The organism is Nocardia elegans NBRC 108235, assembly GCF_001612845.1.
In the GTDB taxonomy this organism is placed as follows: domain Bacteria; phylum Actinomycetota; class Actinomycetes; order Mycobacteriales; family Mycobacteriaceae; genus Nocardia; species Nocardia nova.
Map to the genome: position 1 here is coordinate 1 of NZ_BDBF01000079.1, position 22,974 is coordinate 22,974.

The 22,974-nt window shown below is 69.9% G+C and carries 25 protein-coding genes; 14 read left to right on the top strand and 11 right to left on the bottom strand.

Translation table 11 applies throughout. The features are described 5' to 3' along the window. A partial coding sequence (locus NE2_RS32940; RefSeq protein ID WP_267888204.1) for an acyl-CoA dehydrogenase family protein occupies window positions 1-786 on the top strand: 786 nt, incomplete at its 5' end. 14 nt (window positions 787-800) lie between these two features. Here the strand turns inward: NE2_RS32940 and NE2_RS32945 are convergent. Together NE2_RS32945 and NE2_RS32950 are read right to left on the bottom strand one after the other, a co-directional pair. Further along, entirely contained in the window at window positions 801-1,580 is a 780-nt protein-coding gene (locus NE2_RS32945; RefSeq protein ID WP_063032479.1) for an SDR family NAD(P)-dependent oxidoreductase, read from the bottom strand. 49 nt (window positions 1,581-1,629) lie between these two features. After that, the gene (locus NE2_RS32950; RefSeq protein ID WP_063032482.1) at window positions 1,630-3,144 is read right to left on the bottom strand and encodes a class I adenylate-forming enzyme family protein; all 1,515 of its coding nucleotides are present in this window, start codon (window positions 3,142-3,144) and stop codon (window positions 1,630-1,632) included. A gap of 207 nt (window positions 3,145-3,351) precedes the next feature. On the opposite strand from NE2_RS32950, the gene NE2_RS32955 reads away from it, so the two are divergent. From NE2_RS32955 to NE2_RS32975, 5 genes are all read left to right on the top strand, one after another. Next, complete coding sequence (locus NE2_RS32955; protein ID WP_063032509.1) at window positions 3,352-4,509, top strand: CaiB/BaiF CoA transferase family protein; 1,158 nt, start codon at window positions 3,352-3,354, stop codon at window positions 4,507-4,509. Continuing rightward, window positions 4,506-5,777 carry an acetyl-CoA hydrolase/transferase family protein gene (locus tag NE2_RS32960; RefSeq protein WP_063032484.1) on the top strand — a complete coding sequence of 424 codons (1,272 nt, stop codon included), beginning with the start codon at window positions 4,506-4,508 and terminating at the stop codon, window positions 5,775-5,777. The genes NE2_RS32955 and NE2_RS32960 overlap by 4 nt, the downstream gene beginning before the upstream one ends. Continuing rightward, window positions 5,778-6,575, top strand: coding sequence for an enoyl-CoA hydratase/isomerase family protein (locus NE2_RS32965; RefSeq protein WP_063032485.1), 798 nt, complete (start codon window positions 5,778-5,780; stop codon window positions 6,573-6,575). A gap of 140 nt (window positions 6,576-6,715) precedes the next feature. After that, the gene (locus NE2_RS32970) at window positions 6,716-7,339 is read left to right on the top strand and encodes a TetR/AcrR family transcriptional regulator (RefSeq protein WP_030517513.1); all 624 of its coding nucleotides are present in this window, start codon (window positions 6,716-6,718) and stop codon (window positions 7,337-7,339) included. Continuing rightward, entirely contained in the window at window positions 7,336-7,842 is a 507-nt protein-coding gene (locus NE2_RS32975) for a hypothetical protein (protein WP_063019505.1), read from the top strand. The genes NE2_RS32970 and NE2_RS32975 overlap by 4 nt, the downstream gene beginning before the upstream one ends. Here the strand turns inward: NE2_RS32975 and NE2_RS32980 are convergent. From NE2_RS32980 to NE2_RS32995, 4 genes are read right to left on the bottom strand one after another with little or no spacing between them, the layout of a single operon-like run. Further along, on the bottom strand, window positions 7,839-8,825 hold the full coding sequence (locus tag NE2_RS32980; RefSeq protein WP_063032487.1) for an NADPH:quinone oxidoreductase family protein: 987 nt from the start codon (window positions 8,823-8,825) through the stop codon (window positions 7,839-7,841). The genes NE2_RS32975 and NE2_RS32980 overlap by 4 nt on opposite strands. A 5-nt stretch (window positions 8,826-8,830) precedes the next feature. Further along, window positions 8,831-9,628: an enoyl-CoA hydratase/isomerase family protein gene (locus NE2_RS32985; protein WP_063032489.1), complete on the bottom strand. Its 798-nt coding sequence runs from the start codon at window positions 9,626-9,628 to the stop codon at window positions 8,831-8,833. Continuing rightward, window positions 9,625-10,611 (bottom strand): phosphotransferase family protein, encoded by a 987-nt coding sequence (locus NE2_RS32990; RefSeq protein WP_063032511.1) that lies wholly within the window; start codon window positions 10,609-10,611, stop codon window positions 9,625-9,627. The genes NE2_RS32985 and NE2_RS32990 overlap by 4 nt, the downstream gene beginning before the upstream one ends. A 26-nt stretch (window positions 10,612-10,637) precedes the next feature. Beyond that, window positions 10,638-11,939, bottom strand: a complete 1,302-nt coding sequence (locus NE2_RS32995) for an acyl-CoA dehydrogenase family protein (RefSeq protein WP_063032491.1) — start codon at window positions 11,937-11,939, stop codon at window positions 10,638-10,640. 91 nt (window positions 11,940-12,030) lie between these two features. On the opposite strand from NE2_RS32995, the gene NE2_RS33000 reads away from it, so the two are divergent. The 3 genes from NE2_RS33000 to NE2_RS33010 are packed head-to-tail and all read left to right on the top strand — an operon-like array spanning window position 12,031 to window position 13,957. After that, window positions 12,031-12,510, top strand: a complete 480-nt coding sequence (locus tag NE2_RS33000) for a VOC family protein (protein WP_063032493.1) — start codon at window positions 12,031-12,033, stop codon at window positions 12,508-12,510. Next, window positions 12,507-13,340, top strand: a complete 834-nt coding sequence (locus NE2_RS33005; RefSeq protein WP_030517519.1) for an SDR family oxidoreductase — start codon at window positions 12,507-12,509, stop codon at window positions 13,338-13,340. The genes NE2_RS33000 and NE2_RS33005 overlap by 4 nt, the downstream gene beginning before the upstream one ends. Continuing rightward, window positions 13,337-13,957, top strand: coding sequence for a TetR/AcrR family transcriptional regulator (locus NE2_RS33010; RefSeq protein ID WP_063032495.1), 621 nt, complete (start codon window positions 13,337-13,339; stop codon window positions 13,955-13,957). Before NE2_RS33005 ends, NE2_RS33010 begins: the two co-directional genes overlap by 4 nt. Window positions 13,958-14,021: 64 nt before the next feature. Here the strand turns inward: NE2_RS33010 and NE2_RS33015 are convergent, their stop codons facing one another. After that, the gene (locus NE2_RS33015; protein WP_063032497.1) at window positions 14,022-14,816 is read right to left on the bottom strand and encodes an acyl-CoA thioesterase domain-containing protein; all 795 of its coding nucleotides are present in this window, start codon (window positions 14,814-14,816) and stop codon (window positions 14,022-14,024) included. A gap of 134 nt (window positions 14,817-14,950) precedes the next feature. On the opposite strand from NE2_RS33015, the gene NE2_RS33020 reads away from it, so the two are divergent. After that, complete coding sequence (locus NE2_RS33020) at window positions 14,951-15,556, top strand: TetR family transcriptional regulator (RefSeq protein WP_063032499.1); 606 nt, start codon at window positions 14,951-14,953, stop codon at window positions 15,554-15,556. A 68-nt stretch (window positions 15,557-15,624) separates the two neighbouring features. Next, window positions 15,625-15,771, top strand: coding sequence for a DUF1059 domain-containing protein (locus tag NE2_RS34590; RefSeq protein ID WP_063820473.1), 147 nt, complete (start codon window positions 15,625-15,627; stop codon window positions 15,769-15,771). Here NE2_RS34590 and NE2_RS33025 read toward each other — a convergent pair. Then, window positions 15,765-16,634, bottom strand: coding sequence for an SDR family NAD(P)-dependent oxidoreductase (locus tag NE2_RS33025; protein WP_063032501.1), 870 nt, complete (start codon window positions 16,632-16,634; stop codon window positions 15,765-15,767). The two genes, NE2_RS34590 and NE2_RS33025, sit on opposite strands and share 7 nt — an antisense overlap. After that, window positions 16,631-17,536 (bottom strand): LLM class F420-dependent oxidoreductase, encoded by a 906-nt coding sequence (locus NE2_RS33030; protein WP_218018715.1) that lies wholly within the window; start codon window positions 17,534-17,536, stop codon window positions 16,631-16,633. Before NE2_RS33030 ends, NE2_RS33025 begins: the two co-directional genes overlap by 4 nt. Before the next feature lie 67 nt (window positions 17,537-17,603). Here NE2_RS33030 and NE2_RS33035 point away from each other — a divergent pair, with 67 nt between their 5' ends. After that, the gene (locus tag NE2_RS33035; protein ID WP_084494499.1) at window positions 17,604-19,160 is read left to right on the top strand and encodes an acyl-CoA synthetase; all 1,557 of its coding nucleotides are present in this window, start codon (window positions 17,604-17,606) and stop codon (window positions 19,158-19,160) included. On the opposite strand, the gene NE2_RS33040 is transcribed toward NE2_RS33035, so the two are convergent. Further along, window positions 19,153-19,944, bottom strand: coding sequence for an enoyl-CoA hydratase (locus tag NE2_RS33040; RefSeq protein WP_084494500.1), 792 nt, complete (start codon window positions 19,942-19,944; stop codon window positions 19,153-19,155). The two genes, NE2_RS33035 and NE2_RS33040, sit on opposite strands and share 8 nt — an antisense overlap. A 76-nt stretch (window positions 19,945-20,020) precedes the next feature. Here NE2_RS33040 and NE2_RS33045 point away from each other — a divergent pair, with 76 nt between their 5' ends. After that, entirely contained in the window at window positions 20,021-21,019 is a 999-nt protein-coding gene (locus tag NE2_RS33045; RefSeq protein ID WP_063032505.1) for a TIGR03617 family F420-dependent LLM class oxidoreductase, read from the top strand. A 4-nt stretch (window positions 21,020-21,023) separates the two neighbouring features. Here NE2_RS33045 and NE2_RS33050 read toward each other — a convergent pair whose 3' ends face one another. After that, window positions 21,024-21,467, bottom strand: coding sequence for a MarR family winged helix-turn-helix transcriptional regulator (locus NE2_RS33050; protein WP_233429963.1), 444 nt, complete (start codon window positions 21,465-21,467; stop codon window positions 21,024-21,026). A gap of 118 nt (window positions 21,468-21,585) precedes the next feature. Here NE2_RS33050 and NE2_RS33055 point away from each other — a divergent pair. Then, the coding region (locus NE2_RS33055; protein WP_063909547.1) for an MFS transporter at window positions 21,586-22,974 on the top strand (1,389 nt) is incomplete at its 3' end.

Below are 22,974 nucleotides of genomic sequence, written 5' to 3' on the forward strand. Positions count from 1 at the left end.
GTGCCGATCGTGGTCGCGGGCGGGGAAGCCGGGCCGCCGTGGGGCAGGTCCGGCGGGTTCGTGCCGTTCCGGATGGAGCGGCGCGACGACGCGATGTATATCTGCGGTGCAACAGAATTCGTCGCCGACATCACCGCAGCGACCACCTTGTTGATTCCGGCGGCGGAACCGGACGGATCGACGGTTCTGGTGGCGGTATCACCCGGCGCACCCGGTATCGCGGTCGCCGAGCAGCCGATTCTCGACGGGACCCGCACCGTCGGTGCGGTGCGCGCCGAGGACGCCCCCATCGAGGCGGAATCGGTGTGGCGCTGGGCCGATGCCGACCCGCTCCGAGCGCTGTTCGAGCGGGCCGCGCTGGCCACCGCCATCGACAGCGTCGGACTCGCCGAGGCGGCGCTGGACGCCACCGTCACCCATGTGCGCACCCGCGAACAATTCGGCCGCCCCGTCGGCTCGTTCCAGGCGGTGAAACACGCGTGCGCCGATATGCTCGTCGCCCTGCGCATCGCCGGCCGACTCGTCGACGACGCCGTGGCCGCACACGCCCTCGGCGCCGCGGATGCGTGGATCGCGATCGCCCGAGCCAAATCCCACGCCTGTGCCGCCGCCGTCGACATCGCCGGAAAGGCCATGCAACTGCACGGCGGAATGGGCTACACCTGGGAGAGCGGCGTCCATCGCTACCTGGAACGCGCCACCCTCAACCGCGCGCTGTTCGGATCTCCGGCCGACCATCGGGCGCACCTCGCCCGCCGCTACCGGGATCCGGGCTTCACACCCTGAGCAGTGACTGCGGGTCAGCGGGCGGTCCACCCACCGTCGACGACGATGGTCTGGCCCGTCACGTACCCCGCGGCGTCACCGGCCAGCCAGGCGACCGCGCCCACCACGTCCTCCGGTGTGCCGTGGCGCGGCAGGGGAGTGTTGCGGCGGAGGTATTCGCGGGGACGCTCGTTGTCGTAGAGCGGGGCGGTGATCTCGCTGCGGAAGAAGCCCGGCGCGACCGTGTTCACCCGGATGGAGTGGCGGGCCCACTGGACCGCCAATTCGGCTGTCAGACCGGACAGTCCGGCCTTGCTGGCGGCGTAGGACGCCTGCGGGATGCCGGGGATGCCCACCCGGCCGCTGATCGAGGAGATGTTGACGATACTGCCGCGGCCGACCGCGCGCATATGCTCGAACACCGCCTGCGACAGCAGCAGCGGTGCGGCCAGATTCAGCTCCAGGGTGGACCGGATGGCGGGCAGCGGTTCGGCTTCCGCGCGTTCCTCGGTGAACATGGTGCCCGCCGCGTTGACCAGTATCTCCGGTGGACCGAGCCCGGCGGCCGCGGCCTCGGCGATGGCGCCGACCCGTTCCAGCTCCGACAGGTCGGCGGTGACGGCGAGGCCGTCGATCTCCTCGGCCAGTTCCTGCAGCCGATCACGCCGGCGCGCCACCACCGCTACCCGCGCGCCGAATCCGGCGAGGGTGCGGGCCACGGCTGCCCCCAGGCCCGACGACGCACCGGTCACGATCGCGACCCGGCCCTTCAGGTCGAAGACGTCCGCCCCGCCGGAGCTGTGCTGTCCGGTCACCGCGTACTTCCTTTCGCCGCAGCAGGTTTCATGAGGGTGCGCCGATCGGTCACGACGGGTCCCCGAGCCCTGCGGTCACCAGCGCCGCGAGTTCGGTGCGCTGGATCTTGCCCATCGCATTCACCGGCAGCGCCGGCACCCGAACCCAGCGCTCGGGCACCTTGTAGCTCGCGAGTTCGCGCCGGCACCAGGCCGTGAGCGCATCGAAATCCAGTGCCGGGCCGGAACTTTCGACGACAGCAGCGACGCGCTGGCCGAGCCGTTCGTCGGGTATCCCGCAGACCGCGGCCGCGGCCACTCCCGGATGTCCGGTGATGACGCGTTCCACCTCGAGCGGATAGACGTTCGCGCCGCCCCGGATGATCACCAGCTTCTTGCGGTCGATCACCCGCAGCCAGCCCTGCTCGTCCACGGTTCCGATATCGCCGGTCGGCAGCGGCGGCGGTTCGCCCGGACGTACCCGGCCGTCGGACCAATAGCCCAGCATCGGAGTCCATCGGCCCGCCCACGGCCCGGCCGGTGCGGGGGCCAGCCGCAGTTCACCCGGTTCACCGGTGGGCAGGCGGCGGCCCTCGTCGTCGTAGGCGGCGACGTCGAATTGCGGTGTCACCCTGCCGCTCGTACCCGGCCGCCACGCCGATCCGGGCGGGTCGATCGACACCACGGTCGGCGCCTCGGTGAGCCCGTAGGTGACACGTGGAATCAGACCGTGCGCCTCGGCGAAGGCGTCGCGCACGGCGTCGGAGGTGTCGCTGCCGCCGCTCCACACCTCACGCAGCGAGCTCAGATCGGCGCTGCGCCGGGCCAGGTCGTAGAGCTGGGCGGGCGCTCCGTTCCATACCGTAACCCGATGCGCGGCAATCCATTCCGCCACGCCCTCGGCGTCGCGGCGATTCATGATCACCGCGGTCCCGCCCGCCTGCGCGGTGGTGAGAGTGGACAGGATCATCATGTTGAGAATGGTCAGGGCGAAACTGTCACCGCGGCGCAGATCCGGACCCCAGCCGCGGGTCGCGACCGTGACCGCACCCGGCAGCAGCATCCCGCGCTGGGAATGCACGACCGCTTTGGGAACGCCCGAGGTGCCGCTGGTGAAGGCGATCCCGGCCGGCGCGTCGGGATCGGTTTCGACCCGTGGCGCCGGATCCGCCACGCTGAGCAGCCCGGCCCACCGGTCGGGATCGACCGCCCGCGCGACCCGCGCGTCGAATCGCGGCCCCGCCAGGACGACCGACGGCTCCACCAGATCGCACAGCAGTTGCTGTTCGGATGCCGCGGACGCCTCGCCGATTCCCGCCCATACCGCGCCGATCCGCTGCGTCCCGTGAAAGGCGGCCACGATGGGCAGGTCGTTGGGCAGACACGCCGCGACCCGATCGCCCGGGCGCACCCCCAGGTGCCACAGCGCACCGGCCGCACGCGCCGCCGCGGCGTCGAGTTCGGCATACGTCCACGCGCCCGATGCCGCTTCGATCGCGGTGGCGTCGGGGCGGGTAGCCAGCACCGGATCGAGGATCGTGGCCACCGATGCGGGAATCCGCACGCCGTTGTTGTCACTGCCCACCGAACCTTGATATCACTATCCTTGTAAAGATTCATCAGATAGCCTGAAGATGTTGCCCCAGAGGCCCGTTCGCGACTCGCGGCCGGTGGGCTTCGATTCCGCGTGCCCGGACGCCGTCGTCGCACCCGTCCGGAGCCGGTCGTCGTGCGGGGAGTGTCGAGCGAGGAGGCACCGATCATGCAGCCGTCGAGCACCGCCGCCGGTCCGCTGGCGGGAGTGCGGGTCATCGACCTGACCGCCATGGTCATGGGCCCGTACTGCACTCAGATCATGGCCGATATGGGCGCGGAGGTGATCAAGGTCGAACCGCCCGCCGGGGACAACACCCGCTACATCTCCGCCGGCCCGGAACCCGGCATGGGCGGGGTGTTCGTCAACGTCAACCGCGGTAAGCGCAGCGTGGTGCTGGATCTGCGCACCGAGTCCGGCAAGGCGGCGCTGCGCGACCTGATCCGCGGTGGCGATGTCTTCATCCATTCGATGCGCGGGCGGGCGATCGCGGCGCTGGGCTTCGACTATCCCGCGGTGGCGGCACTGAACCCGGCGATCGTCTACACCAACTGCTACGGCTACGGCCGCCGCGGCCCGGACGCGGATCGCACCGCCTACGACGACACCGTCCAGGCCGAATGCGGACTGCCCTACGTGCAACAGCGCCTGACCGGCAACACCGCGTACGTCGGCACCATCATGGCCGACAAGGTGGCCGGCCTGACCGCCCTGTACGCGACGGTCATGGCGCTGTTCCACCGGGAACGCACCGGCGAGGGCCAAGAGGTCGAGGTCGCCATGTTCGAGACGATGGCGGCGTTCATGCTCGTGGAGCACGCCGCGGGCGCGCTGTTCGAACCGGCGCTCGCGCCGCCGGGATATCCCCGCGCGCTGACGCCCGACCGCAAGCCCTACCGCACCGCCGACGGATATCTCGCGGCGCTGGTCTACAACGACAAACAGTGGAACGCGTTCGTGGACGCGGTGCGCCCGCCCTGGGCCACATCCGAATTCGCCACCCTGGCGCAGCGCGCGGCGCGGATCGACGAGGTCTACGCCCTGCTGGCCGACACGTTCCGGGAACGCACGACACAGCAGTGGCTGGCGCTGCTCGGTGCGCTCGACATCCCCGCCGCGCCGGTGAATTCGCTGGAGGCGCTGTTCCACAATCCGCATCTCGAGGCGGTGGGCTTCTTCGAAACCGTCGACACGCCGAACGGTCCGGTGCGGTTCCCGGGGCCACCCGCGTGGTTCTCCCGCACTCCGGGTCGCGTGGCCGGGCCGGCGCCGCGGCTGGGTGCGCACACCGCCGAACTCGTCGGCGATCGGGACAGCGGTTTCGCGCGCGCCGGTGAAAGCGGGGGCGCCGCATGACGGTCGTGTGCGATCCCGCGGATCTGGATCTGAGCGAATTCCTCCGGCCCGGCGATCATCTCGTGATCGGGCAGGCCTGCGGCGAACCGCCGACGCTGGTCGAAGTGCTGTTGCGGCAGGCCGCGGGCATCGGCGGGCTGACCGCCTTCATCGCCACCAGCTTCTCCGGATCGTTCACCCCGGCCGCCACCGCGGGCCTGCGAATGTGCAGTATGGGCGCGATCGGCGCGCTGCGCGGCCTGACCGCCGCGCATGCGCTGGAGGTGATCGCCTGCCATGTGGGGCAGATCGGGCCGATGCTCGAATCCGGTGCGCTGCGCTGCGATTGCGCCTTCGTTCAGGTCGCGCCCGCCGACCGGCACGGCGACCACAGCCTCGGGCTGGTGAGCGACCATGTCGCCGCGGCGGTGCGCGCCGCGCGGGTGGTGGTCGCCGAGATCAACGAACAGGTGCCGTGGACCTACGGCGACTCGATTCCCGGCAGCGCGATCGACTACGCCGTCGAGGTCTCGCGATCACCGGTCACCGTCGCCGCGCCGCGGATCGGGCCCGTCGACGAGGCGATCGCCCGGCATGCGGCCGCCTACATCGGCGACGGCGCCGTGGTGCAGACCGGGATCGGCGCGGTGCCCGACGCGCTGTTCCGGATGCTCAGCGACCGGGTGGATCTCGGCGTCCATTCCGGGATGGTCGGCGACGGCCTGGTCGATCTGGTCGAGGCGGGCGCGATCACCAACGCGCGCAAGCCCATCGACACCGGCGTCTCGGTGACGGGTGCGCTCATCGGTACCCGCCGGCTCTACGATTTCGCCGATCGCAACCCGTCGATCCGCATGTGCCCGGCCACCTATACCCACGATGCCGCGGTGCTGGCCCGGCTCGACGATCTGGTGTCGATCAATTCCGCGGTGGAGGTCGACCTCACCGGACAGGTCAACGCCGAACAGCACGGAACCGCATATCTCGGCGGCACCGGCGGACAGGTCGATTTCGTGCGCGGCGCGGCCCGCGCCCGCGGTGGGCACGCCATCATCGCGCTGCCCGCCACCGCGAAGGACGGCACGGTGAGCCGGATCAGCGCCACTCTCTCGGGTCCGGTTACCACCGCACGCAGCGAAACCGACATCGTCGTCACCGAATTCGGCGCGGCCGAGCTCGCGGGGCGCACGCTCGCCGAGCGGGCGCGCCGGTTGACCGCGATCGCCCATCCCGATTTCCGCGAAGACCTGGAACGGGCCGCGGCCGAGATCACGAAGCGAGGATTCTGAATGGCCGGCACACCCGCGACCGATGCGCCCGGCGGCGAGGCGGTGCTGTTCGACGCCCGCGCCGACGGCATCGCCGTCATCACCCTGAACCGTCCCGCCACCCGCAATTGCCTGGACGCCGACATCCGTGCGGGGCTGTTCGCCGCCTGGGACCGTTTCGAACACGACGCGGCGCTGCGGATCGCGATCCTCACCGGCGCGGGGGACAAGGCCTTCTGCGCCGGCGGTGATCTGAAGGAGATGGTCGCCACCGGTATGCAGGTGCCGCCGCGTGACATGTATCCGCTGCCGTACGACACCGTCGAGTTGTCGAAACCGACCATCGCCGCGGTGAACGGCGCCGCGTTCGCCGGCGGATGGATGATCGCGCAGGCCTGCGATCTGTGCGTCGCGGCGACGACCGCGCGTTTCGCGGTCACCGAGGTGAAGGTCGGCCGCAGTTCCCCGTGGGCGGCGCCGCTGATCCACATGATCCCGCAGCGCATCATGATGGAGCTGCTCTTGACCGGCGCCCCCATCGACGCGCGGCGTGCCTACGAGATCGGCCTGGTCAATCGCCTCGCCGAACCCGAACGACTGCTGGACACCGCGATCGAGCTGGCTCGCGAAATCCTCAGCGGCGCACCGCTTTCGGTCCGCGCCGCCCGCGAGACGGTGATGCTCGCCACCGAGATGGGCCGTTCGGCGGCCCTGCGGGCGGCCCGCGCGGCCAGTGAACGCTGCTATCACAGCGAGGATGCGCAGGAGGGGCCGGCGGCCTTCGCCGCGCGCCGGGCACCGGTGTGGAAGGGGCGTTGACCGATGCCGGGCGGAGTGTGTCATGCGCCTGCCGCGTCGGATGTGACCTGCGGCAAAAGTCGACACAAATGAGACCCTTGTCACACAGACCAAACCGACCTACTGTGTGTTCAGTAGGTTGCTTCGACCAAAGGAGTTCGGTGTCCGGTCAGCGACGGCCAGCCAACGTTCGGGCCTACGACACGCTGCTCGCCAAGGGGGAGGAGCGCAAGCTGCGCATCCTCGCCGTGGCGCAGCGGATGCTCGCCCGCAACGGGTGGCGGTCGACCACGCTCGCGCAGATCGCCCGGGAGGCCGGAGTCACCCCGGCCGGGCTGCTGCACCACTTCGAATCGAAGGATCAACTGCTGCACGCGGTCCTGGAGGCCCGCGACACCGACGACGAACTGCACGCGGATCTGGAAGGCGAACTGCCCGAACAGATCGCCGGTGTCGCCGATCGCTTCCGCCGCGCACCCGATCTGATCGGCATGTACGCCGTGCTGCTGATCGAGAATCTGGAACCCGATGCGCCGCTGCACGATCGCCTGCTCGATCGCTACCGTGCGGCGACCGATCAGGTTGCCGACAGTATCCGGCGCGGACAGCGCTGCGGGCGCTACAGCGCCGATGTGGACCCTGCCGTCAAGGCTGTGGAGATAGTCGCTTTTCTCAATGGAATGGAAACGTCATGGCTGCTCGATCCCTCGATTCCACTGACCAAGGTGTTCCAGGAGTACGCTCGGTCGCTCGAACGCGAGCTGACGCGCAGCGACGTCCATTGAGGTACCGGCTGGGTGTGGTGGCGCCGACGGTGACCGAGGTGGTGCGCTGCGCCGGCGGCTGGCTGTTCGATCGCGGGATGGCGGGCTGGGAGGTCACCGTCATCGTCGGCGATCCCACCCACGCCCGCGCGCTCGAGATTCTCGGCGCCGTGGTACTCGATATGGAGGATTCGCTGTCCTCGCCCGTCCACGGCCCGCACCCACACGCGGTGGCGCTGGCCGGCGAGCTGTTCGAAACCGATCACCGGATTCGCTGCGGCGTCCTCGACACACTCGACCGCGGACTGTCCGAGGTCACGCTGCTCGGCGAGTTCTGTCCCGACGAACTCGACTGCCGGGTCGATACCGTGCAGCACCGATTGAGTGTCGCCGCACGGGCTTTCAAGCGGCAGGCCCTCGCCGCCGCGGGGATACCGGCCACCTCGGTGGCTCCGCTGGAGACCTTCCGCAGCGGAGCACCGGTGTGGGCGCCGCCGGTGGATCTGGTGCCGGTGGCGGGTTAACCGCGCGCCCTGTCGCCGTCCTCGTCGATGTCGATGACGACCTTTCCGACCGCGTGCCCGTCGGCGACCAGCCGGAGGGCCGCGGCGGAGTCGGACAGCGCGAAGTGGGCGCCGATATGCGGGCGCAGGCCGTCCGCCAGCAGCCGGCCGAGTTCGCGCTCGTTGCGGTCGAATTCGGCCCGATCGATATCCTGGAACTGGAAGCCGAGCACGTGAATGCCCTTGACCAGCACCAGGTTCAGCGGAATCCGGGGAACCGTGCCCGAAGCATAGCCGACGGTGACGAAACGCCCGCCGCGGCGCAACGACCGCAGCGCCGGTTCGCTGAGCTCGCCGCCGACCGGATCGATGACGGCATCGGCGCCCCCCGGCAGCGCGGCACGTAAGCCGTCGCGCAGATTCCCACCGCGGTGGTCGATCAGATGCGCGGCCCCCAGAGATCTCGCCACCTCGAGTTTGGCGGGGGAGGAGGCCACCGCGGTCACCGACAGCCCGAGCCGGGCACCGAGCGCGACCGCCGCCGACCCGACGCCGCCCCCGGCGCCGAGCACGATCAGCTCCGCACCCGCCGACACCCGCGCCACCGACCGAATGCAGTGGTACGCAGTGCGATACGTGACACCGAAGGCGGCCGCGTCGGCGAAATCGACGCCCTCCGGAACGCGGGTCAGCTTGCCGGCCGGGACCGCGATCTGTTCGGCGAACGCGCCGTGCAGGCCGGTGCCGCACACGCGATCGCCGATCGCGATCGGCCCGCAGCCGGGACCGAGCGCGACGACCTCGCCGGCGAATTCGCTGCCCGGGACGAACGGTGGGGGCACGCTGATCTGATACTCGTTCGCCACGAGCAGGACATCGGGAAAGTTGACCGCGGCGGCGCGCACCCGCACCCGGACCTCACCGGTGCCCGGTTCGGGAACCGGCCGCTCCTCGATGCGTACCACCTCCGGTGGCCCGTACTCCGGGCACACCGCCGCCCGCATCCGGCTCACTTGCCCTGCCAGCGGGGAGTGCGGCGTTCCAGGAACGCGCGGGCGCCCTCGGCGGCGTCGGCGCTGGCGAAAACCGCGGTCTGCCAATGCTTCAGGCGTTCGGTGGCCGCGGCGTCGTCGGTGACCGCCAGGCGGGCGAGTTCCTTGGAGGCCGCCAAGCCGAGCGGTGCGTTGGCGGCGACAGTGGTCGAGAGGGCAACCGCGGTGTCGAGAACGTCCGCCGGTGCGGCTACCGCGTTCACCAGACCGATCCGTTCGGCGCGCTCGGCATCGATGAGCTGTCCGGTCAGCAGCAATTCGAGAGCGATGCCGAGGGGAATGCGCGTGCCGATACCGGTGCCACCGCCCGCGGCGAAAAGTCCGCGCTTCACCTCGGGTAGCCCGAACTTCGCCGCCGCGGAGGCCACGATCACATCGCAGCCCATGAGCAGTTCCAGGCCACCGCCCACCGCGGTGGAATTGGCGGCGCCGATGACCGGAACCGGCGTGCGGCCCGAGGCCATGCGGGCGTAGGCCTCGAGAGCGCTGCGTTCCTCGGGTGACTCCGCGTGTTTCCCAGAGCCGTCGGAGAATTCGCGCAGATCCATCCCGGCACAGAACGCGCGGTCGCCGGTGCCGGTGAGCACCAGTGCTCGGATCTCCGGATCGGTTTCGGCGGTCAGCACCGCCGCGCCGAGACCGCGTAACACGGTGCCGTTGAGTGCGTTTCGCGCATCGGGACGGTTGATCCGGGCGATCAGCACCGCATCGCGGCGCTCGACGACGACCTGGTCGGTGGATTCGGCGGGGCTCATCGGTACTCCGTACTCTCGGCGAGGTCGGCGGCCTCGCGCATCAGCTTCGGCACGATCGGGCCGAAGGACTGCAATTTGACATCGTCTCCGGCGCGCTGGAAACCGCGTTCCAGCACGATCGCCAGCTTCCATTTCGCCAGGATCAGGTAGTAGTCGAGGTCGTCGACCTGGCGGCCGGACACGTCCGCGTAGTGCGCGACCAGCTGGTCGCGCGACGGCATACCGCGCAGATCCACATAACTCACCCCCGCGGCCTCCGGTGCGGAGGTGTCCTCCGGCCAACTCTGCACCATCCAGGCGAGATCGAGTTTCGGATCGCCCACCGTTCCCATCTCCCAGTCGACCAGCGCCGCCAGCCGGGCGGGGGCGCCGTGTTCGAACATGACGTTGGCGAACTGGTAGTCACCGTGCATGAGGCCCGGGATGTAGTCGAGAGGCCGGTGCGCGCGCAGCCATGCGGTGGCCTCGGCCATCCCGTCGAGGTCGCGGCCGCGGTGGCGGGCGAAGAAGTCGGTCCAACGCTGGACCTGCCGTTCGTGGAAGCCGTCGGGGCGGCCGAGATCCTGTAATCCTTTGGCGCGCCAGTCGACTCGCGACAGCAGGGCGATACCTTCGGCGAGCTGGTACGCCAGGCCGGCCCGGGCGCCGAGGTCGGTGTCGAACGGCGCCGGCCAGCGTTTGCTGTCCATCGGCGACCAGCCGTCCACATAGCCCATCAGGTAGAAGGTGCGGCCCAGCACGGAATGGTCGGTGCAGACCGCGACGGCGGGCGTATGCGGCACGTCGGTGCCCTCCAGGGCCGCGGTGATCCGCCACTCCCGCTCGATCCCGGCGTCGCGTTCGGGTGGTGCGCCGGTGGGCGGGATGCGCAGGACGCAGCGATGGTCGCCGCGATCGATCAGATAGATCTCGTTCTGGGTGCCGCCGGAGAGGAACCGGACCTGCGCCGGTTCGCCGCGGCCGGGCAGGTCGCGGGCGTCCATCCACTCGGCGAGGCGGGCGGTGTCGATCACTGGTTACCTACTTCGTGTTCGAGATAGTCGGCGAATTTCGCGCGCGCGGCGTCGAGCTTCTTCGGAATCCATTGGCTGGGCCACAGATCCTCGCTCGGGCGGTACTCGCGCAGTACCTGTTTGGCGACGGTGCCCTTGTGCACCTCGGTGGGCCCGTCGGCCAGCCCCATCACCCCGGCGCCGTGGATCATGGTGAAGAACGGCATCTCGTTGGTGACCCCGAGCGCACCGTGCACCTGCATCGCGCGCCAGGCGATGTCGTGCAGCACGGTCGGCATCACGACCTTCACCGCGGCGATGTCCTTGCGTACTTTGCGGTAGTCGTTGTATTTGTCGATCTCCCACGCGGTGTAGAGCACGAACAGCCGGAACTGTTGCAGCTGAGCGTAGGAATCGGCGATATAGCCCTGCACGAACTGTTTGTCCGACAACCGGCTGCCCGCCGTTTCGCGGCTCAGTGCCCGCTCGCACATCATGTCCAGGGCGCTGCGGGCCAGTCCGATGGTGCGCATGGCGTGATGGATGCGGCCACCGCCGAGCCGGGTCTGCGCGATGGCGAACGCCTGTCCGGCGCCGCCGAGCAGTGCCGAATCCGGCACGCGCACATTGTCGTAGTGGATCAGCGCGTGCGCGCCGCCGTCGAGCGGCTCGCCGTAGAGCCCGACATTGCGTTCGATGCGAACACCGGGAGTGTCGGTCGGAACCAGGAACATCGACATGCCCTGGTAGGCACTGACATTCGGGTCGGTCACCACCATGACGATGAGAAAGGCCGCGGTGGCCGCGTTGGAGGAGAAGAACTTCCAGCCGTTGATGATCCAGTCGTCGCCGTCGCGCGCGGCGGAGGTGGTGAACCGGGTCGGGTCGGCGCCGGCCTGCGGTTCGGTCATCGAATAGCTGGAGAACAGTTCACCCGCGAGCAGCGGCCGCAGGTAGCGCCGCTTCTGCTCCTCGGTGCCGAAATGCGCGATGATCTCGGCGTTGCCGGTATCGGGCGCCTGGCATCCGAAGATCACCGGCGCCCACGACGACCGCCCCAGAATCTCGTTCAGCAGCGCCAGTTTCAGCTGCCCGTAGCCCTGCCCGCCGAGATCGGGGCCCAGATGCGTGGCCCACAGCCCCTGGTCGCGCACCTGCTGTTTGAGCGGATCGAGCACGGCGCGGCGGGTCGGGTCCGGCGGCACGAACTGCTCGTGCGGCCAGATCAGGTCGAGCGGTTCGACCTCCTCGCGGACGAACGCATCGGCCCAGTCCAGCTTCCGCTGGAACTGCGGATCGGTCTCGAAGTCCCACGCCATTGCGCCTCCTCCCATTCGGTGGAAATATGATTCTCGTGATGAAGAATAGCATTCTTGACACGGCGACTGTCATTTCGGCGAGAGGGAACGGATGAGGGCCGCCGACCAGTTCCACATCGGCATCGTCGCCGCGGACGTGGCGGCCACGACCGCGGCACTGTCGCAGGTGCTGGGCTACGAGTGGGGTGTCGAGACGGGCGGACCGCTCACGGTGGTGTCGTCCTCCGGTGAACAGGCCGTCGACATCCGCTGCGTGTACTCCACGACCGTGCCGCGCGTGGAGGTGATCCGGGCGGTGGCGGGCACCCTGTGGGAACCGGTGTCCGGCAGCGGCATTCACCACGTCGGCTACTGGTCCGACGACGTGGCCGCTGATATCGCGAAACTGGAGCGAACCGGATACACGGTGGAGGCGATGCGGCCGGGTCCCGGCGGTGCGCCGCTGTTCGCCTTCCTGAACGGCCCGAACGGCTTCCGCGTCGAATTGCTCACGCGCGCCGCCGAATCCGGCCTGGCCCGCTGCTGGGCGGCGCCGGGTGGCGAACGACAGAACGAAGGTGATCGAGGATGACAGCGGTAGGGCTGGTGACCGGCGCGGGACGCGGGATGGGCCTGGAATGTGCCCGCGCGCTGGCGCAACGGGTGGATGTGCTGGTACTGGCCGATCGGGACGAGGCGGGTGCGGCCGCGGCCGCGCAGCAGCTGACGTCCGGGCATACCCGGGCCGAGGCGTTCGTGGTCGACGTCGCCGATCGCGAGCGGGTCTCGGAACTGGCGGAATATGTCGGCGGCCGAGGGCAATTGCGTGCCGTCGCGCATGCGGCGGGGATCTCGCCCACGATGGCGGACTGGCGCCGCATCTTCACCGTGGACCTGATCGGCACCGTCCACCTGCTGGACGCGTTGCGGCCCCTGGTCGGTCCGGGCGCGGCGACGGTGGTGTTCGCCTCGATGGCGCCGCTGCTGGATCCGAACCCACCGGATCCCGCCGCCCTCGCCGTGCTCGACGATCCGCTGCACGAGCATTTCCTCGACCGGATCCGCGAGGCCGTGGGCCCGGCGGTGGAGCATCCGGGCATCGCCTACGGGTGGGCCAAACGCGGTGTGCAGCGGCTGGTCTGGCGGGAGGCGGTGCGGCTGGGCCCCGCCGGAGGGCGGATCTGCTCGGTCTCGCCCGGCATCATCGACACCCCGCAGGGCCGCCAGGAAGCAGCCGAACACGCCACCATGCGACAGTTGGTCGAGCGCACGCCGCTGCGCCGCGAAGGGCGTCCCGAAGAGGTGGCGGCCGTGGTGGCCTTCGCGCTCTCCGACGCGGCGAGTTTCCTCAACGGCACCGACCTGGTTGTCGACGGCGGCGTGACGGCGGCGCTGCGGGCCGGGCCGGACGCGCGGCGGTGAACGACGACGTCGCGGCCAGGATCGCCCAGCGGGCACTGGCCGAACGTGGCGCCGCCTACACCGCCGAGGTGCGGCGGCTGCTGGATGCCGGGCTGGCGGTGATGCGGCGCTGCGGCACCGAGTCGCGGCCGCGGGTCGCCGATATCGTCGCCGTCGCCGGCTTGTCCAACGATGCCTTCTACCGGCATTTCGCCTCCAAGGACGCGCTCGTCGCCGCCCTCCTCGAAGACGGAACCGCCCGGCTGCTGAACTATCTGGACCATCGGATGCGCAAGCGGCCCACCCCCGAGGAGGCGGTGCGCGAATGGGTGGACGGCGTGCTGTCCCAGGGGGTCGGCGAGGTCGCCGCGACCACCCGGGCGGTGATGTGGAATGCCGGCGGTCTGGCGCAGGGGCTGGTGACCGGACCGCCGGAGGCCAGTTCCCGGCTCGCCGAGTTGTTGCGGGCGCCGTTCGCCGCAGTGGGTTGCGAGCACCCGGATATCGATGCCGCGCTCGCAGCGCACGCGGTGGTCGGCCGCCTCGCCGAACTGCTGTGGCGGCGAGTCGAACCGACCGCGGGGGACGTGGAACGCGTCACCGACTTCTGTCTGCGCGCGGCGCGCCCGGCCCACTGAGGGGCGCGAGTGCGGTGAGCGGCCGTTGTGGTGCGAGCCGCACGGCCGCGACCGGAGGGTGCGCTCAGACCCTGGTCTCGGCCATATCCACTTGGCGGGCGGCGTTCGCCAGCGCGGTGACGACACAGGTGCCGATCCGTCCGGCCCGGTCGTAGAGGGTGGCGGTGCCGACCGCGATGCCGTCGGCCGACATATGGTCCTGCGCATGCAATCCCAGCTCCCGCCCCTCCGGCAGCCGGGTCAGGGTGAGGGTGACGTCGCTGTTGATGTAGCCGACGCCCTCGGTGCCCCAGTTGCAGACCAGATTGGTGGTGTCGGCCAGGAACGCCGCGCGCTGGAACGGAGTGATCGCCTCGCCCTCGACCAGCGGCGGCAGATTCTGCCAGACCGATTTGCGCTCCCCGTTCTGCGCGGCGGCGAAGTCGCCGGACCATTCGCCGTCGCCGCATTTGAACAGCGGTGGCTGGCCGGTCGGCGCGTCCAGGCGCCGGTCGGGCACCGGCAGGGGCTGTTCGGCCTGCCAGATTCGGCCCGGAGGTTGCTGTGCGACAGCCAGATACATCACCGACGCTCGCACCCGCACCTCGTCCTGCTGGGTGATCCACGCGTCGGCGACGCGCACCCGGGCGCCGGAGCGCACCACCGCACTGTGCACCGTGATCGGCTCGTTCCGCACCGGGCGGAACAGATCGGCGGTGAGCCGCGCGGGAACGAAACCGGCGCCCGGGCAGTGGGTTTCCAATTCCCGCGCCAGCAGCCCGCAGATCGCGGGCCCGGCCACGTGATCGGGCGACCATTTGCTCACCGCGAAGTCGCCCGCGACGAATCCCCGTTCGTCGCGGCTGAAGAATGCCATCATCGCCTCGGCCCTTCCGTTCCCGGCCCACTCGAATTAGAACACGTTATAGGACCGAATCCGGAGGCTGCTCACCGGTTCCAGTGCCGCCCCCGGCGGATCGAATGTCAGCAACTGTCGTCACCTAGGATCGGATCATGAGTCGATGGGAACCCAATGCGCGCGGTCGCCTCGCCCGAGCGGCCCTCGAGCTGTATTCCGAGCGCGGGTTCGACGAAACGACGGTGGCCGAGATCGCGGAGCGGGCAGGCCTCACCGAACGCACCTTCTTCCGGCATTTCGCCGATAAGCGGGAGGTGCTCTTCGGCGGTCAGGACCTGCTGAGCAGCGCGATCGCGGAAGCGGTGACCACCGCGCCCGCGGGTGCGGACCCGATGGCGACGGCGGTCGCCGCGATCCAGGCGGCCGGTGCGCAGATTCCCGATCTGGCGGCGTGGCAACTGCGGCGGCGGGCGGTGATCGCGGCCAACCCCGCCCTGCAGGAGCGGGAATTCAGGAAAATGGCCGTCCTGGGCGGCGAACTGGCCGACGCGCTGCGGACCGCGGGCGTCGCGGAGGCCGACGCGACCCTCTGCGCCCGGGTCGCGGTGACCGTCTTCGGGATCGCCTTCGATCGGTGGGTCGACGGTTCCTCCACGCGCGAATTGTCACACGTTATAGCCGAGGTATTCGCCGAGCTCAGGACCACCGTGAGCGCCGGGCGGACGGTTGCGGAGCGCGAGCGGGCCGGTGACCCGGGGTGACGGACGGCACACGATGTGCATAAGGTGACGAGGAACGACACGTCCAGCCCGACCGATGGAGAACGACGTTGAAGACCAGACTGGGCTGCCCCTGCGGTGAACAGATCGTCGGCACCGACGAAGACGACCTCGTCGAGAAGACGCAGAAACATCTGGCCGAGAACCACCCCGGCCACGACTACTCGCGCGACGAAATCCTCTTCCTCGCCTACTGATTCTTCGCATCGGCGGCCAGATAGCGCATCGGCGCGTAGTTCGCCCAGCCGGTCTCCGGCCAGTTGAACCAGCCCGCCGAGGCGCCGGTACCGCCGTCGGGATGCAGGGTCGTTCCCGTCAGATAGGCCGACAACGCCGAGGCGAGGAACACCACGCAGCCCGAGACGTCGCCGACCTCCCCGGGCCGGCCCAGTGGTATGGCGACCCGCACGCCGAGCGGGTCGGTCATCGCCGCATCCCCGTGCGGCATCCGGCGCAGATTCGGGGTCGGCACGTAATCCGGCGCCACATTGTTGACGCGGATGCCGTCGGGTGCGAGTTCGACCGCGAGCGTGCGGGCGAACTGTTCGACCGCGGCCTTCGCCGCCGAATACACGGCGAAACCCGGTGCGGCCCGGTGTGCCTCGATCGTGGTGATGTTGACGATGCTGCCGCCGCGACCGCCCGCCCGGATCCGCGGTACGGCCAGCGCGCAGGCGTGCAGCACGTGGGTGAGATTGCTGCGCAGCAGCGCCTCCCAGCCCTTGGGGCGGGTGTCGGTGAACGGAGCGCGGAAGGTGCCGCCGACGACGTTGACCAGGATGTCGAGCCGGCCCCACCGAGCCTCGGCCGCGTCGAACACCGCGGCCAGCCGGTCGGGATCGCGAACGTCGCCGTGGACGACGACGGCATCGCATCCCCGCGCGTCCAGTGCCGCACGCATCCGCTCCACGGCGTCGGCATCGATGTCGATGATCGCCGGGCGCACCCCGTTGGCGGCCAGATCGGTGGCGATCGCGTGACCGAGGCCGCCTGCGCCGCCGGTGATCACGGCGACCGTGCCGGCCAGTCCCGCGCGCTGTTCGAACCAGCCCGTGGTCATCGCAGGTAGGTGGCGCCGAAGGCGTCGAGGAAGTCGGTGGTCGCCGCGTGGTCGGCGGTGCGGCTGGACACCACGAGCCAGGTGACGCCCGCCTTCTCCAGTTCGGCGAAGGCCTCGAGGTGGCGATCGGCCGCTGCCGGGTCGGGCAGATCCGGGTCGTGGTAGGAGTACAGCACGTCGAGATCGCCACTGCGCCCGGCGGATTCGGCGCGCGCCCGCACCTCGGCGATCTGTGCGGCGAGCTGGGCGTGTGATCCGAGCGCAGGGGTGCGGGCGGTGGCGCTGAGCGTGGCGCCGCCGGACATCGGCATCCAGCCCTGGGCGCGGGTCGCGGCGCGCCGGCGGCTGGCGGCGGAGTTGCCGCCGATCCAGATCGGAATGGGATCCTGCACCGGCCGCGGCCGGGCGATCACCTCCCGGGCATCGAAATGCCGCCCGCGATAACTGAACGGCTCGCCGCGCCAATGCAGCGGCAGCACCTCGAGCGCCTCGTCCAACAGGATGTTGCGTTCCTCGAAATCGACTCCCAGCGCGTGGAATTCGCTCTTCTGATAGCCCGCACCCACGCCCAGGATCAGCCGGCCGCCGGAGAGTTTGTCGACCGTCGCGGCGGCCTTCGCCAGCAGGAACGGATTGCGGTAGGGCGCGACCGCGAGATAGGTGAGCAGCCGCAGCCGTTCGGTCGCGGCCGCCACATAACCGAGCGCGACCAGTGAATCCAGGGTCTGGTGCCCGCCGTTGTCCAGCCAGCGTGCCCCGGGGATCGGGTGCTCGCTCAGCGACAGGCCGTGAAATCCGCACCGCTCGGCCGTGATCGCGACCTCGCGCAGTGGTCCGGCGTCGAGAACATCGCTGTGGGGTCCCCCGGTCTCCGGATAGTGAAAGATGAAACGCAGGCTCACACATCGAGAGTATCATTCTCTCGAATGTGTAATTATATTCTCCGCCGCGCGGACGGGAGGACTGCCGATGGGCGCCGCGCCGATGACTCCGGGCCGGTATGCCGAACGCTGTCCCGATCGGCCCGCGATCGTGATGGGCGCGAGCGGGGAGACGGTGACCTACGCGCAACTGGAACAGCGGTCGCGCGCCGGTGCGCGGGCCCTGCGCCGCCGCGGTCTCGCGGTCGGCGGCCATCTCGCGATCCTGGCCGAGAACACACGGTCGTTTCTCGAAATCGCCTGGGCCGCACAGCGGTGCGGTCTGTACTACACGGCGATCAACCGGCATCTGCGCGCGGGCGAGGTGCAGTACATCCTCGACGACTGCGGTGCGACCGCGCTGGTCACCACGGCGGCGCAGGCCGAGGTGGTGACCGGGCTGGATCTGCGCCGAATCGCGGTGAAGATCTGTGCCGCAGGCGATCTCGACGGTTTCGAACGGTACGACGACCTGCGCGCCGCCGAATCCGGCGACCGGCTGCCGGACGAATGTGAGGGCCGGGAGATGCTGTACTCCGGCGGCACCACCGGGCGTCCGAAAGGGGTGCGTAAACCGCTGCCGGCCACCGCACTCGGGGATCCGCAGGCGCCGCCGGTGCAGATCGCGCGCGGTCTGCTCGCCGCGGGGGCGCGCGAGGACGCGGTCTACCTGTCACCGGCTCCGCTGTATCACGCCGCGCCGCTGGTCTTCGCCATGTCGTGGCAGCGCCTCGGCGCCACCGTAATCGTGATGGAACGGTTCGATCCGCGCCGCTGCCTGGAACTGATCGAGCGCCACCGGGTCACGCACACCCAGATGGTGCCGACGATGTTCGTGCGCATGTTGCGGCTGCCCGACGCCGAGCGCCGCCGGTACGACGTGTCGAGCCTGGTCGATGTGGTGCATTCTGCGGCGCCGTGCCCGGTGCCGGTCAAGCGGCAGATGATCGACTGGCTGGGAACGATCGTCAACGAGTACTACTCGGGCACCGAGGATATCGGCAACACCTACATCGGCGCGCGGGACTGGCTGACCCATCCGGGTTCGGTCGGCCGCCCGGCGCAGCCCTGTCATATCGTGGGCGCGGACGGGCGGGAGGTGCCGGTGGGTGATACGGGGGTCGTGTACTTCGAGGGCGGGCGGCCGTTCGACTACCACAACGATCCCGAGCGCACGGCCGCCGCGGCCGGACCGCACGGATGGCGCACCCTCGGCGATATCGGCCGCCTCGACGAGGACGGTTTCCTGTATCTGACCGACCGGCTGTCGCACACAATCGTGTCCGGCGGTGTGAACATCTATCCGCAGGAGGCCGAGAATGTGCTCGCCGCCCATCCCGCGGTCCTCGACGTCGCGGTGATCGGCGTACCCGACCCCGAGATGGGGGAGGCGGTGAAAGCGGTGGTGCAGCCGGTGGATTCGGCGTCCGCGGGCCCCGCACTGGCCGCCGAACTGATAGCCCTGTGCCGTGCCGAACTCGCCGGGTACAAATGCCCGCGCACCGTGGACTTCGCCGCCGAGCTGCCCCGCGACCCGAACGGCAAACTGTACAAACGACTACTGCGGCAACACTATTGGGACGGTCATGAGAGCCGGATCATTTGAGTTGCTCGCGCCCTCGCTCGATCACCCGCGCCCCGTATTCGGCCATGCGGGCGGTGCCGGGCGACCAGGTTTCGGCCATGACGCCCTCGAGCAGCTGCGCGCGGCTCCCGTCGTCGTCGGCCAGGGCGCGGTAGTGCCGCAGTAGTCGGGTGACGGCCTCGCGGTCAGCGGCCAGCATCTCGGCGGCGAGGGAGTGTGTGAACGGCAGCAATTGCGCATGGGGCACAACATGATTGACGAGCCCATAGGCTAGTGCGTCGGTGGCGGCGAGGAAATTTCCCGTCAGCGACAGTTCGACGGCCCTGCGCCGGCCGACCGTCCGGGTGAGTCCGACGGTGACCCCGCCGCCGGGCATCATGCCCATCCGGGCGTGGGTGTCGGCGAACCGCGCTCGCTCGGAGGCGATGAGAAGGGTGCACTGCAGGGCCAATTCCAGCCCGCCCGCGACGCATGCGCCGTTGATCGCGCCGATGACCGGTTTGTCGATCACCGGCAGGAATCGGAACAGGCCGTCGGCTCCGCGGCCCGGGCCCGAGCCCGGGGAGCGGGCGGGTCGGCCGGGCGTGTGCGCGGAGGCGGCGCCGATATCGATACCCGCGCAGAAGGCCGGATCGGCTCCGGTGACCACGACGGCGCCCACATCGGGATCCGCGCCGGCGTCGGCGACCGCATCCCACACCGCGTCCATCAGCGCGCGGTCGAGCGCATTGCGGACCGCCGGACGGTTTAGCGTCACGGTCGTGATGCCGCCCGCGCGCTCGACGACGACCAAGGGCTCGGTCATGCGCCTCTCCATTCGAATCAGAACGTCCATTTTGTATATGAGAATAATGTTCTCATCGTGAAATGGGAGGTGCCCCGTGCGAATCGATACCACGATCGGCGCGCTGGACGACGCCGCGGCGCGAGTTCGCGCACTCGAAGGGCTCGGCTTCGACGGGATCTGGGCGGGTGAGATGAACGGCGACCCGTTCCTGTCCCTCGCCGTCGCGGCGCAGTGCAGCGACCGTATCGGCCTGGGCACCTCCGTCGCCGTGGCGCTCGCCCGCTCGCCGATGACCGTGGCCTACGCCGCCGACGATCTGCAGCGCTTCTCCGGCGGCCGGCTGCGCCTGGGCCTCGGCTCGCAGGTGCGCGCGCATATCGAACGGCGCTTCGCGATGCCGGCCGACCGCCCGGCCGCGCGGATGCGCGAATACGTCCTGGCATTACGGGCCGTCTGGGCGCACTGGCACGAGGGCGCGCCGCTGGTGTTCGAGGGCGAATTCACTCGGCACACCCTGATGCCGCGCGACTTCGTCCCGCCCGCACACGATTTCGGCGCGCCGCCGATTCTGCTCGCGGGCGTCGGGCCGGCCATGACTCGCGTCGCGGCCGAGGTCGCCGACGGCTTCATCTGCCACGGCTTCACCACCGCCCGCTGGATCCGCGAACGCACCCTGCCCGCGCTCGGCGCTGCCGCGGTGCGCGACGACTTCGAACTCGTCGCAACGCCTTTCGTCGTCACGGGCACCGGTGAGCAGATCGATCGCGGTGTCGCGACGCTGCGGCGCCGGCTGGCCTTCTACGCCTCCACACCCGCCTATCGTCCGCTGTTCGACCTGCACGGCTGGGGCGGGGTGAATGCCGAACTGACCGCGCTGTCGAAAGCCGGGCGCTGGGATCGGATGGCGGAGTCGATCACCGACGACATGGTCGAGGCTTTCGCCGTCGTGGCCGCGGTGCAGGACCTGCCGGAGCGGCTGGCGGCCCGATTCGGTGGCCTGCTCACCCGGCTTTCGTTCGCACCGCCCCGCGATATGCCGGCCGACGAGGTGGCCGATCTGGTCCGGCGGATCAGGCAGGCCTGCGACACATGACGGATCAGTCCGGGCGCGGCCACGGCCGGCCGTCGAGGCGCTCGATATCGGTGTTGAGCCGGCGCAGATAGGTCGCGAAGTCGGCGACATCGGCGGCGGGCCAGGTGTGCAGCACGCGGTCCAGGCTCGCGACCGTGGCGGCCACGGTCTGCTCCAGCCGGCGGGCACCCGCCTCGGTGACCCGGAACTTGCGGGCCAGGCCGCCGTCCGGATCGGCGATGCGGTCCACCAATCCGGCGCGCATCAATGCCGCCGTCTGCCGGTTGAGCGTGGAGGTGTCGAGACCGAAGGCGGCGCTGAGCTGACCGATCGACATCGGCCCCTGCATCGTCAGCCGGCTCAGCAGGACATAGGCGCTGCGCTCGAGTCCGCACCGATCGCGCCGGCTCATTTGATAGCGGCTGAGCAGCATGGTCTCGAATTCGACCGCCGCGATGGGTCGTTCCACAGCGCCCTCCTCTCGTGCGCGACCGAGACGGGTATCACAGCTCGCGCGGGTAACCGGCTCCCGAATGTGCATGATACATTGCATGTGCATAATACATATTAAAGAGGGAGATGTGGACATGACCAAGCCGGACGCCGACCGGTCGAGCGCGATCGTCGGGGTGCTGGCATTCGCCGGAATCATCGCCTCGGTCATGCAGACCCTCGTGATTCCGCTGATCGCGCAGTTCCCGCAGTTGCTGCATACGACACCGTCGAATGCCTCATGGATCGTGACCTCGACGCTGCTGGTCGCGGCGGTCACCACGCCGGTGGCCGGACGCCTCGGCGATCTCTACGGCAAGCGCCGCATCCTGCTGCTGTCCACGATTCCGCTGATCGCCGGTTCGATCGTGTGCGCGCTGTCGGCCTCGGTGCTGCCGATGATCATCGGGCGCGGCCTGCAGGGGATGGGCGTCGGCATCATCCCGCTGGGAATCAGCGTCATGCGCGACGTCCTGCCCGCCGAGAAGCTGGGATCGGCGGTCGCGTTGCTGAGCGCCTCGCTGGGAATCGGTGGCGCACTGGGCCTTCCGTTGTCAGCGGCGGTCGCCGAACATTCGGACTGGCGGGTGCTGTTCTGGGGCGCCGCGGTGCTGAGCGCGCTGATCGCCGTGGCGGTGTGGCTGGCGGTGCCGGAGTCGGCGGTGCGCGGCAGCGGTGGATTCGACTACGCCGGAGCGGTCGGGCTCGGCGCCGGTCTGGTGGCGTTGCTGCTCGCGGTGTCCAAGGGGGGCACCTGGGGCTGGGGTAGCGCCACCACCATCGGACTGTTCGCGGCCGCGGCCGTGGTGTTGCTGATCTGGGGTTGGTGGGAGCTGCGGATCAGCGATCCGCTGGTCGATCTGCGCGTCACGGCCCGGCCCCCGGTGCTGCTCACCAACGCCGCCTCGGTGGTGATCGGCATCGCGATGTACTCGTCCTCGCTGATCGTGCCGCAGCTGCTGCAGCTGCCGACCGAAACCGGTTACGGTCTCGGCCAGTCCATGATGGCGATGGGTCTGTGGATGGCGCCCTCGGGCCTGATGATGATGGCGATCTCGCCGCTGGGCGCCCGGCTCTCGGCGGTCCGCGGGCCCAAGGTCACGCTCACCGCCGGCGCGCTGGTGATCGCGGCCGGCTACGGTCTCACCACGGCGCTGATGGGGTCGACCTGGGGATTGCTGGTGGCGATCTGCGTGATCAACGGCGGCGTCGGGCTGGCCTACGGTGCGATGCCCGCGCTGATCATGTCGTCGGTGCCGCTGTCGGAAACCGCGTCCGCCAACAGTTTCAACACGCTCATGCGGTCGATCGGCACGTCGGTGTCGGCGGCGGTGATCGGTGTGGTGCTGGCCCAGATGAGCATGGACTTCCACGGTCACAGCGTGCCGACCGAGGGGGGTTTCCGCACCGGCCTGTTCATCGGCTGCGGAGTCGCGCTGGTGGCCGCGGCGCTGGCCTCGGCCATCCCGGTGCGGCGCCCGAAC